Below are 10,554 nucleotides of genomic sequence, written 5' to 3' on the forward strand. Positions count from 1 at the left end.
CCGTCCCGGCTCGTCCCAGGCCGCGTAGAGTTGAATGATTGCACTATAACCACTAGCGTGCTGAGGAGCGACCAGGAGGAGCCGACGATGACCCCCACCCTCACCGAGGAGCACGACGAGTTGCGGCGAGTGGTGCGTCGGTTCCTGGCGGAGCGATCGCCCAGCCAGGAGGTGCGCAGGCTGATCGAGGGCGGCCGGCATCTCGACCGCGAGGTGTGGAGCCAGATGGCCAGCCAGCTCGGGCTGCAGGGGATCGCGATCCCCGAGGAGCACGGCGGCAGCGGGTTCGGTCCGGTCGAGCTCGGCATTGTGCTCGAGGAGATGGGTCGCGCCCTGCTGGTCGCGCCGTACTTCTCCACCGTGGCGCTGGCCGGCCAGACCCTCACCGCCTCGGGTGACGAGGCCGCCCAGGCACGCTGGCTGCCGGGGATCGCCGAGGGCACCCTGACCGCCACGCTGGCCGTCGCCGAGGAGTCGGGAGTCTGGGATCTCGGGAGCGTCGAGTGCCGCGCCGAGGAGGTGGACGGCCAGTGGGTGCTCGAGGGCACCAAGCACTTCGTCGTCGACGGGGCGACCGCCGACCTCGTGCTCGTGGTGGCGCGCGTCGGCGACCGGGTCGGGGTCTTCGCCGTCGAGGCGGGCGCGGCGGGCCTCGAGCGAGAGGAGACCGCGGCGGTCGACCTGACCCGCCCGCTGGCCTCGCTCCGCTTCGAGCGAACGCCGGCGACCAGGCTCGCGCCGCAACGAGAGGTCACCGAGTGGCTGCCCCGGGTCGGCGACCTGGTGATGGCCGCGCTGGCTGCCGAGATGGTCGGGGGCGCGGACAGGTGCCTGGAGATGGCCGTCGACTACGCCAAGACCCGCGAGCAGTTCGGCCGGCCGGTGGGCTCCTTCCAGGCCGTCAAGCACAAGTGCGCCAACCTGCTTCTCGACGTCGAGTCCGGCCGGTCGGCTGCCTCCTACGCCAGCGCCGCGATGTCGGAGCCGGCCCCCGAGCCGACGATCGCGGCGACGGTGGCCCTCGCGCACTGCGCCCGGGCATTCACCCAGGCCGCGAAGGAGTGCCTCCAGATCCATGGCGGGATCGGCTACACCTGGGAGCACGACGTACATCTGTTCCTGCGGCGTGCGAAGTCGAGCGAGCTGCTCTTCGGCGGGCCGGCGGTCCAGCGCCGCAGGCTCGCCGAGCTGGTCGGGATCGCAGGTGCGAGATGACCATCCACGAGGCCGAGTCCGGCACCGTCGACGGGACCGACGAGGACTTCCGGGCGAGGCTGCGCGACTTCCTCGCCGCCCATCACCCGGGCCCGCCGCCGAAGGAGCCCGAGGCCCGGCTGGCCTGGCAGAAGGGCTGGCTGGCCACCCTGTTCGACCACGGCTTCGCCGGCCCCAGCTGGCCGCAGGAGTACGGCGGCATGGAGCTGCCCTTCGCCCGACAGGTGATCTACCAGGAGGAGTACGCCCGGGCACGGGTCCCCGGGCCGCTCGGGACCGGCCTGGGCATCGTCGCCCCTGCCATCATCAAATACGGCACGGCCGAGCAGAAGCAGCGCTGGCTGGCGCCCATGCTTCGCGGCGACAAGGTCTGGGCACAGGGCTTCTCCGAGCCCGGAGCGGGCTCGGACCTGCCGAGCCTGCGCACCAGCGCCCGCCGCGAGGGCGACGTCTACGTCGTCAACGGCCAGAAGGTGTGGACCTCCCACGCCCGGATCGCCGACGTCTTCTTCACCCTGGTCCGCACCGGCGCTCCGGACAGCCGCCAGCGGGGCATCACCTACCTGATGATCGACGCCCACGCGCCGGGGGTGGAGGTGCGGCCCCTGCGCGACCTCACCGGCGGCGCCCTGTTCGCGGAGGTCTTCTTCGACGATGTCCGGGTGCCCGTCGCCGACCGGATGGGCGAGGAGAACGAGGGCTGGCCGCTGGTGCGCACCAGTCTCGGCCACGAGCGGGCCGCCGGCGCGATGAACCAGGCCGCCCTCTACCGCAGGGTGCTCACCGAGCTGGAGGAGCTGGCGCGCGAACGAGGACTGCTCCAGGATGCGCTCGTCCGGGACACCTTCGCCGATCTCGAGATCCGGGTGCGGCTGATGCGCTACAACGCCCAGCGCACCATCTCCGACATTCTCACCAAGGGCGAGCCGGGCGCGGCCTCGTCGGTCTCGCGGCTCCTGGTGACCGCCTTCGAGCAGGACCTCCACGAGTTCGCCGTCGACCTCCTCGGTGCCCCCGGCCTGCTCGACCGCTCGGCGCCGCTGGCGGTGCAGAAGGCCCGCTGGCTCAATGGCTTCCTGAGAACACGGGCGTCCACCATCGGCGCCGGCACCCGCGAGATCCACCTCAACACCGTCGCCGAGCAGGTCCTCGGACTGCCGCACGACCCGGCGATGCCGCCACGCTGAGCCTCCAGAAGGGGAGTCCTTTCGATGCAGCTTGAGTCGAGTGCCGAGCTCGACGCCTACCGGGCCGAGGTCAGGGCGTTCATCGCCCAGCACAGCCCGGGTCGCCGCCGGCACACGGGGGTGCGCGCGCCGGAGCCTGCCGAGGTCCCGGCCATCCGCGCCTGGATCGCCCGGTTGTACGACGCCGGCTACCTCGGCCAGTCGTGGCCGGTCGAGCACGGCGGCCGCGCCGATGCCCGGCCCGAGCACGGCTTCATCGTCGCCGAGGAGCTCGCCCGCGCCCGGGCCTGGGGCGAGGTCGGCGCCGCCGGGCTCGCCTCCGGAGCGCTGCTCGCCTTCGGCACCGAGGAGCAGCAGCGCCACTTCCTGCCGCGGATCCGCTCGGCTCAGGACCTGTGGTGCCAGCTGTTCAGCGAGCCGGGCGCCGGCAGCGACCTGGCCGGCCTGCGGACCAGGGCGGTGCGCGACGGCGACGCCTACGTCGTGGACGGTCAGAAGGTCTGGACCACCAACGGACATCACGCCGATGTCGGCTATCTGCTGGCGCGCACCGACGCCAGCGGCGCCAAACAGGCCGGCATCACGGCGTTCGCCCTCGACATGCGCACGCCCGGCGTCACGGTGCGGCCGTTGCGGGAGATCACCGGGACCTCGGACTTCAACGAGGTGTTCCTCGACGGCGTCCGGATCCCCGCCGACCGCGTGATCGGCGCCGTCGGGGACGGCTGGCGGGTCGCCAACACCAGTCTGGGCCACGAGCGCAGCAGCGTCGGCGCCCGCGGCGTGGAGCTCTTCGACCAGCTCGACGAGCTCTTCGACCTGGCCCGTTCGACGACGGTCGAGGGCCGTCCGGCCCTCCAGGATCCGGCGACCAGACAGCGACTCGGCAAGCTGGCGGCCGATGTCCACGTCGCCGACCTGATGAGCAAGGTCGTGCAGTCCCGGATCGTCAACCGGACCGAGGACGCGGCCGACGCCCCGCTGGCCAAGATCTTCTACAGCGAGGTCAACCTCGCCGCCACGGAGCTGGGGCTGGCCCTCCAGGGGGTCGACGGCCTGCTCGTGGAGGGCGACCCGGACGCCTATGCGGACGGCTGGTGGCAGGACGCGTTCCTCTACGCCCGGGCCTACACCATCGCCGGCGGCGCCAACGAGGTCCTCAAGACGATCGTCGCCGAGCGCGCGCTCGGCCTGCCGAAGGAGAAGCGATGACAGCGACCGGGCGACGCTACGGCCTGCCGTGGCGAGGCGCCGAGGTGGCCCGGGCGGCGGAGGCGGCCGGGATCGCGGCCTTCTGCAGCGGTGAGTTCGTCGACCACGAGGCGTTCTCGACCCTGGCCGAGATGGCGCTCGGCACGACCACCGCGCAGATCGGCCCCGGCATCGCCTACGCCTTCGCGCGCACGCCGTACGCCCATGCCTCGGCCGTGCGCGGGGTGTGGCGCCACGCCGCCGGACGGCTCTTCCTCGGCCTCGGCTCGGGCGCCTTCACGATCAACCGGGACTGGTTCGGGGTGGCCGCCGACCGTCCGGTCGCCCGGATGGAGGACCTCGTCGGCGCGATCCGCGCCTGGCTGCACGCGGAGAACGGCGAGCCGGTTCGCTACGACGGCGAGTTCTACCGGGTGGACGCGAAGGTCGGCGCGCCGGTGCTCGGCCGGATCGAGGTGCCGATCCTGGTCGGCGGGTTCAACAAGCTGATGGCCACCGCGGCGGCCCGCACGGCCGACGGCGTCATCGCCCACGGGCTCTTCACCGGCTCCTGGTGGGACGAGGTCGTCCGCCCGGCGATGGCCCGCGGCGCCGCCCGGGCCGAGCGCGAGAGCGACCCGCTCGAATACGGCTGGGTGATCACCGCCATCGACGACGACGATCCGGAGCGCGCGGTGAACGATGCCCGCCGGATGATCGCCTTCTATCTCACCGTGAAGACCTACGACCCCTACGTCGAGCACCACGGCTGGACCGCCCAGGTCGCCGAGATCCGGGAGGCGTTCGCGCGCCGCGACACCGACGCCATGGCGAAGGCCGTGACCGACGACATGCTCGAGGCCATCGCGGTGTGCGGTACGACGGCCGAGGGCCGTGCCACGCTAGCCCGGCGCGGTGAGACCCTGCCGCGTGACGTCGCCTTCCTGGCCCCGCCGTCCTTCCTGGTCAGCGAGCGCCGCGGCCAGCGCTACGCCACCGCGAGCCTGGGCCTGCTCTGAGCTTGCGATGGCGTCGGTCAGTGGAGACCGCCGTCGACGCGGATGAGGGACCCGGTGGTGTAGCCGGAGGCGGGCGAGGTGAGGTAGAGCGCGGCGGTGACGACCTCCTCGGGGTTGCCGGCCCGGCCGGCGGCGTTCTTCCAGGTGCGCTTGCTCTCGTCGGGCCAGTGCCGGGAGATGTCGGTCAGGAAGGGGCCAGCCGAGAGGGTGTTGACCCGCACCTTCGGTGCGAACTCCAGGGCGAAGACGGTGGTCAGGGCGTTGAGGCCGGCCTTGGCGCCGGCGTACGGCCCGAACCGCGGCGCCGGGAAGAGCGCGCCGCTGGAGGAGACGTTGACGATCGCGCCGCCTTCGCCGTCGTACATCCGCTGGCCGATGAGCGAGCCGAGCCGGAAGGGTCCCTTGAAGTTGACGCCGATGACCTTGTCGAAGAGGTCCTCGGTGGTCTCGGCCGAGGAGGGTGCGACCGGGGACATGCCGGCGTTGTTGACCAGGATGTCGACCTTGCCGAAGTGGGCATAGGACTCCTCGACGAGGGCGTCGCACTCCTGCCAGCGGCCGACGTGGGCGGCGACCGGCAGGGCGCGCACGCCGAGCGCCTCGACCTCCTCGGCCAGGGCCTTGCAGTTGTCGAGCTTGCGGCTGGCGATCACGACGTCCGCGCCGGCCCGGGCGAACCCGAGCACCATCTCCCGGCCGAGGCCGCGGCTGCCGCCGGTGACCAGGGCGACCTTGCCGGTGAGGTCGAAGAGCTGGGCCGGCGTGCCTTCGGTGCTCACAGCGCCGCCCCTCGCTTCGCTCGTGGCCGCTGTGCCGCCATCTGCTCGCTCGCAAGCTCGCTCAGCCCGAAGTCCTCGAGCACTGCGGCGTGCTTCGCACGCGCCGCGGCCCGCCGGGTGGGGATGTGCTCGGTCGGGAACAGTCCCGGGGCGGGCTGGTAGTCCTTGAGCACCTGCTTGGCGACGGTGACCTTGTGAACCTCGGTGGGGCCGTCGGCCAGGCCGAGGTGTGGCTCCCCGGCCCACCACTCGCCCAGCGGCGTCTCGTGGGTCACGCCGAGCGAGCCGTGCAGGTGGAGCGCGCGCTGCAAGATGTCGTGCTGCACCTCGGCGAGAGCGACCTTGCACATCGCGATGTACTTGCGGGCAGCCCCGTGCGGCTCGTTGTCGATCACCCAGGCGGTCTTCAAGACGAGCAGGCGGTACTGCTCCAGCTGGATCGCGGAGTCGGCGACGAAGCCCTGCACGAACTGGTGCTCGGCCAGGGTCTTGCCCTGCGTACGACGAGAGAGGGCACGCTCGCACATCATGTCGAAGGCGCGCTGACACTTGCCGACCACGCGCATCGCGTGGTGCACCCGGCCGCCGCCGAGGCGAGCCTGGGCGACCTTGAAGCCCTCGCCCGGTCCGCCGAGCATGGCGTCGGCCGGCACCCGGACCTGGTGGTAGCGGAGGTAGCCGTGGATGCCCTCGTCGAGCTCGTCGCGCTCGTTGATGGTGCCGACGTTGCGGATGATCTCGATGCCCGGAGTCTCGGCCGGCACGATGAACATCGACATCCGCTCGGCGGGACGCGCGTCGGGGTCGGTGACCGCCATCACGATGAAGAACGCGGCGTAGCGGGCGTTGGAGGAGAACCACTTCTCGCCCTCGATCACCCATTCGTCGCCGTCGCGGCGCGCCGAGCAGGTGAACTCCTTGGGATCGGCGCCGGCCTGCGGCTCGGTCATGGAGAAGCAGGAGACGATCTCGCCGTCGAGCAGTGGCTGCAGGTAGCGGGCCTTCTGCTCCTCGGTGCCGAACAGTGCGAGGATCTCGGCGTTGCCGGTGTCCGGCGCGGCGGTGCCGAAGACGGTGGGCGCCCAGTAGGAGCGGCCGATGATCTCGTTCATCAGGCCGAGCTTCACCTGGCCGTAGCCCTTGCCGCCCAGCTCCGGTCCGAGGTGACAGGCCCACAGGCCCTGGTCCTTGACCTGCTGCTGCAGCGGCTTGAGGATCGCCCTGGAGGCCTTGTTGTGCACGTCGTACGGATCGCCGCCGTGCGGGAAGAGGAGGTCCAGGGGCTCGCACTCGTCGCGGACGAACCGAGCCATCCACTCGAGCTTCTCCTGGAACTCCGGCTCGGTCGAGAAATCCCACATGCGCGCTTCTCCTGACGTGACACCGTCGTCTTGAATAGGTTAACTGAATGCTACAAGATAGTTGATTGACGGGACAAGGTCGGCGGCATCGACGTGAGGTGGAAGAGATGAGTGTTCGCGGCGTGGACGACGCGCTGATCGAGTCGCTGCGGCGGCGGGTCGCACAGCGGGTCGGGGAGTGGCGGCCCGGCGCCGAGCTGCTCGGCATCCGGCCGCTGACCGGAGGCACCTCCAGTCTCACCTTCCTCGCCGAGGTGGGCGCGGTGGCGCCGGCTGAGCGGACCGTCGTGCTGAAGGTGGCCCCGCCCGGGTTGGCTCCGGTCCGCAATCGCGACGTACTGCGCCAGGCCCGCCTGCTGAGCGCGCTCGAGGGTCAGCCCCGGCCGATCGCGCCCGACCTGCTCTTCACCGATGCCGGCGACCCGCCCGACACGCCGCCGCTGCTGGCCATGAACCTGGTGCCGGGGGAGTGCGTGGAGCCCGTGCTCGCCGAGGACGGCGAGCGGCCCCCGCCTACCGAGGTCCGGGCGCGTTGCCTCGACGCCGCCGCCGTGCTGGCCGCGCTGCACTCGGTGACCCCGGCCGAGGTCGGTCTCGGGGACGAGCCGGTGGTCGCGCTCGACGCCGAGATCGAGCGCTGGACCCGGGCCTTCGAGACCCTTCCCGACGGGCTGCGCGGTGACTACGAGGTTGTCGCCAAGGCGTTGCACGAGACCATCCCAGCCCCGCTGCCGGCCGTGGTCAACCATGGTGACTTCCGGCTCGGCAACACCCTGTGCGAGGACGGCCGGGTCAACGCGGTGATCGACTGGGAGATCTGGTCGGTGGGCGATCCCCGCGTCGACATCGCCTGGTTCACCTTCTTCGCCGACGACGCCGCTCATCCCGCGGTCGAGCCGGGCCTGGTCGCCGGCACGCCGAGCCGGGACGAGATCGTCGCGGCCTACGAGTCGGCCGCGGGCCTCCGGCTCCCCGAGCTCGACTGGTTCCACGCCCTGACCCGCTACAAGGAGGCCGGGCTGACCGGGCTGCTGCTCAAGCGTGCCGACAAGGACGGTACGACGATGAAGCCGGCGCTGGCCCGGATGCGCCCGGCGCTGCCGACGCTGCTCGTCGAGGCCCTCGACCTGCTGGGCCGCTGATGGCCGAGACCGACGCAGGGGTGCCCCGGCGTCCCGACGGCGACTGGCTCGGGACGCCGTACCTCCGTTTCGAGCGGCAGGGCGCGATCGCCCGCGTGGTGGTCGACCGGCCACAGGCCCGCAATGCGCTCACGCCCGCGATGTACTTCGGGATCCGCTACGCCGTACGACGGGTGGACGCCGACCCGACGCTCGCGGCTCTGGTGATCACCGGCGTCGACGACGTCTTCATCCCCGGCGGCGACCTCGGCAAGGGCGCCGGCGACGACTGGCTCGGACTCGGAGGAGTCCCCGGCGCCATCGACACCCTGCCCTTCGACGTGCTCCGGCAGAGCATCAAGCCGGTCGTCTCGGCCGTCAACGGCATCTGCCACGGCGGTGGCCTGCTGATCGCCCTGTGCTCCGACCTCGCCGTGGTCAGCGAGCGAGCAACCTTCCGGGTCCCCGAGCTGCTGCGAGGGATCTCCGACACCTACTTCGCCCAGTTGCTGGTCCGCTCGATCGGGCCGGTGCGCACCCGGGAGCTGATGTTCACCGGGCGGGTGCTGACCGCGCCGGAGGCGCTGGACTGGGGGCTGGTCGCGCGCGTCGTGCCCCACGAGGAGCTGCTCTCCGCGGCCACCGGGCTGGTCGAGCAGATCGCTCGCACCGCGCCGCTGGCGCGCCGCGACGTGAAGCGGGTCGTCGACCAGTACGTCGGCCTGCACGATCGGATCGCCTTCTTCGACAGTCTCCAGCGACCGGAGAGCCGCGAGGGCTTCGCCGCCTTCGTCGAGAAGCGCGAGCCGGGGTGGGTGGTCGAGGGGTGGTCGAGCGGTGTGCCCGGAGTCGGGGCGCCGGGAGTCGAGGAGTGAGCCGATGACAGTGTCGCAGGAGGCTGCCCGGCCGCGCCGGGTGCTGATCACCGGCGCGGCCACGGGGATCGGCGCGGCCGCGGTGACCGCCTTCGTGGCCGCCGGCGCCCGGGTGGTGGCGACCTACCGCGAGACGCCACCGCCCGAGGAGCTCCGCGGGCGGTGCACCTGGGTCCGGTGCGATGCCCGCGACTCGTCGAGTGTCGCGGCCTGCTTCGAGCTGGCGGGCACCGAGCTGGGCGGGCTCGACGTACTGATCGCGGCGGCGGGGGTGTGGCGGCCCGCGTCTCCCGAGGCGCTCGCCGGCTCCGAGCTGGCCGAGATGCTGGAGGTCAACCTGCACTCCACGGTGCTGACCAACCAGGCCGCCTTCGGGCTGATGCGCGACGGCGGCGGTGGCCGGATCGTCAACCTCGGCTCCACCGAGGGCGTCAAGGGCAACCCGCTGGCGCCGCACTACGCGGCCTCGAAGGCGGCGGTGCACGCCTGGACCCGCTCGGCCGCGGCGGCCTGGGGGCGATACGGGATCACCGTCAACGCGGTGGCCCCGGCGGTGGAGACGCCGGGCTCCCGGCGCCTGATGGAGCACCTGGGCCCCGAGCGGGCCGCCGCCTTCGCCGGGCAGCTCCAGGCGATGATCCCCCTCGGCGGCACCCTCGGCGACCCCTTGGAGGACCTCGCGCCGGTCCTGGTCTTCCTCGGCAGCGCGCAGTCGCGCTTCATCACCGGACAGCTGATCGGGGTCAACGGCGGCCTGTTGATGTACGGCTGACGGGCCTGGCGCAGCAACGACCGGGTCGTCAACGTGCCCGCGTCATCGAAGGACGTAGCTGGGTCGCCCCTCACGCACCGCCATCGGCGCGGTGATGCAGGCGAGGGCCGAGGCGATTCAGTCAGCCGACTCGCTCTGACCGGTGTCGGCGTCCTCAGCCTCATCGGAGGTCAGAAGGGTCCGCATCCGGTTGACGGCGTCTTGAAGTGGACCGAGGTCGTTCTCGATGGCGTCCTGAAGGATCTCCAACTCGGTCATGAAGTAGCGGTGCGCAAGATGGTCACGCATCCGTGCGATCTGTCTCCAGGGGATCTCGGATTCGCTGGCGGTCAACTCCTCAGGGAGCGCTTTCGCCGCCTCGCCGATCTCAAGGAATCAGATCCGCACCGCGTCGCTCACCAGCCCGTCCGTGAGGGGCCCACGCTCGGTGTGGGAACGAATCGCTTCGATCGCTGCCTGAATGTCGTCGAGGCGTTCGGCGTCGTCTCGACTCACAGCGCGATCAGGTCTCGCTGAATTCGTTCGCGGACGCGTTCCTTTAGCCCGCCTTCGGGGATGAGGTCGACCTCGACGCCGAGGATCGTCTCCAACTCGTCCTGAATCCTCAGGACAGTGAACAGGCTGGTTCCGGGCGCGAACTGGACGAGGAGATCGACATCGCTGCCGGCGCGGTCGTCGCCGCGAGCAACGCTCCCGAACAGGCGAGCGTTCTTGACGCCGTGGTGGTCGAGCACCTCCCGCAACTCATCCCGGTGTGCGGCCACGAGCTGGCCGGTCGGGCCGCTCAGCGGCCCAACGACGGGAGTTGCGGTTTCGGTCATAAGACGATCCTAGCCAGGGCTCGCGGCCACGGGGATCTGCGCGGCCTCGGTGACCGCCTTCGTGGCCGGCGGCTCCAGGTCCTGCTCTTAGAGATTCCGCAGGTAGGGCAGAGTCGGCGCGCCGCCGCCCCAGCACGTGCCTGAGCACCTTCTCCTCAGTCGCCGTGGCTCCGCCACGGCTCCCTCGTCGGCGGCACTCAGCCACGCCCTGGA

The 10,554-nt window shown here is 71.5% G+C and carries 11 protein-coding genes; 7 read left to right on the forward strand and 4 right to left on the reverse strand.

The features are described 5' to 3' along the window. Positions 1-87 precede the first annotated feature (87 nt). The 4 genes from QM595_RS12355 to QM595_RS12370 are packed head-to-tail and all read left to right on the forward strand — an operon-like array spanning position 88 to position 4,612. Complete coding sequence (locus tag QM595_RS12355; protein ID WP_415171858.1) at positions 88-1,215, forward strand: acyl-CoA dehydrogenase family protein; 1,128 nt, start codon at positions 88-90, stop codon at positions 1,213-1,215. Next, on the forward strand, positions 1,212-2,402 hold the full coding sequence (locus tag QM595_RS12360) for an acyl-CoA dehydrogenase family protein (protein WP_415171859.1): 1,191 nt from the start codon (positions 1,212-1,214) through the stop codon (positions 2,400-2,402). Before QM595_RS12355 ends, QM595_RS12360 begins: the two co-directional genes overlap by 4 nt. Before the next feature lie 24 nt (positions 2,403-2,426). Beyond that, positions 2,427-3,614 (forward strand): acyl-CoA dehydrogenase family protein, encoded by a 1,188-nt coding sequence (locus tag QM595_RS12365; RefSeq protein ID WP_415171860.1) that lies wholly within the window; start codon positions 2,427-2,429, stop codon positions 3,612-3,614. Next, positions 3,611-4,612 carry an LLM class flavin-dependent oxidoreductase gene (locus QM595_RS12370; protein ID WP_415171861.1) on the forward strand — a complete coding sequence of 334 codons (1,002 nt, stop codon included), beginning with the start codon at positions 3,611-3,613 and terminating at the stop codon, positions 4,610-4,612. Before QM595_RS12365 ends, QM595_RS12370 begins: the two co-directional genes overlap by 4 nt. 17 nt (positions 4,613-4,629) lie before the next feature. On the opposite strand, the gene QM595_RS12375 is transcribed toward QM595_RS12370, so the two are convergent. Together QM595_RS12375 and QM595_RS12380 are read right to left on the reverse strand one after the other, a co-directional pair. Next, positions 4,630-5,391: an SDR family NAD(P)-dependent oxidoreductase gene (locus QM595_RS12375; protein WP_415171862.1), complete on the reverse strand. Its 762-nt coding sequence runs from the start codon at positions 5,389-5,391 to the stop codon at positions 4,630-4,632. Further along, complete coding sequence (locus QM595_RS12380) at positions 5,388-6,752, reverse strand: acyl-CoA dehydrogenase family protein (RefSeq protein ID WP_415171863.1); 1,365 nt, start codon at positions 6,750-6,752, stop codon at positions 5,388-5,390. The genes QM595_RS12375 and QM595_RS12380 overlap by 4 nt, the downstream gene beginning before the upstream one ends. A gap of 107 nt (positions 6,753-6,859) precedes the next feature. Here QM595_RS12380 and QM595_RS12385 point away from each other — a divergent pair, with 107 nt between their 5' ends. From QM595_RS12385 to QM595_RS12395, 3 genes are read left to right on the forward strand one after another with little or no spacing between them, the layout of a single operon-like run. Next, a complete protein-coding gene (locus tag QM595_RS12385) occupies positions 6,860-7,894 on the forward strand; it encodes a phosphotransferase family protein (protein WP_415171864.1) in 1,035 nt (344 codons plus the stop codon). Further along, complete coding sequence (locus QM595_RS12390) at positions 7,894-8,748, forward strand: enoyl-CoA hydratase/isomerase family protein (protein WP_415171865.1); 855 nt, start codon at positions 7,894-7,896, stop codon at positions 8,746-8,748. Before QM595_RS12385 ends, QM595_RS12390 begins: the two co-directional genes overlap by 1 nt. 4 nt (positions 8,749-8,752) lie before the next feature. After that, positions 8,753-9,520 (forward strand): SDR family NAD(P)-dependent oxidoreductase, encoded by a 768-nt coding sequence (locus QM595_RS12395; RefSeq protein ID WP_415171866.1) that lies wholly within the window; start codon positions 8,753-8,755, stop codon positions 9,518-9,520. Between the two features lie 117 nt (positions 9,521-9,637). On the opposite strand, the gene QM595_RS12400 is transcribed toward QM595_RS12395, so the two are convergent. Next, positions 9,638-9,886 (reverse strand): DUF86 domain-containing protein, encoded by a 249-nt coding sequence (locus tag QM595_RS12400; RefSeq protein WP_415171868.1) that lies wholly within the window; start codon positions 9,884-9,886, stop codon positions 9,638-9,640. Positions 9,887-10,011: 125 nt separating this feature from the next. Beyond that, positions 10,012-10,341: a nucleotidyltransferase family protein gene (locus QM595_RS12405; RefSeq protein WP_415171867.1), complete on the reverse strand. Its 330-nt coding sequence runs from the start codon at positions 10,339-10,341 to the stop codon at positions 10,012-10,014. Positions 10,342-10,554: the final 213 nt, after the last annotated feature.

This window comes from Nocardioides sp., from assembly GCF_047607185.1.
GTDB lineage: Bacteria > Actinomycetota > Actinomycetes > Propionibacteriales > Nocardioidaceae > Nocardioides.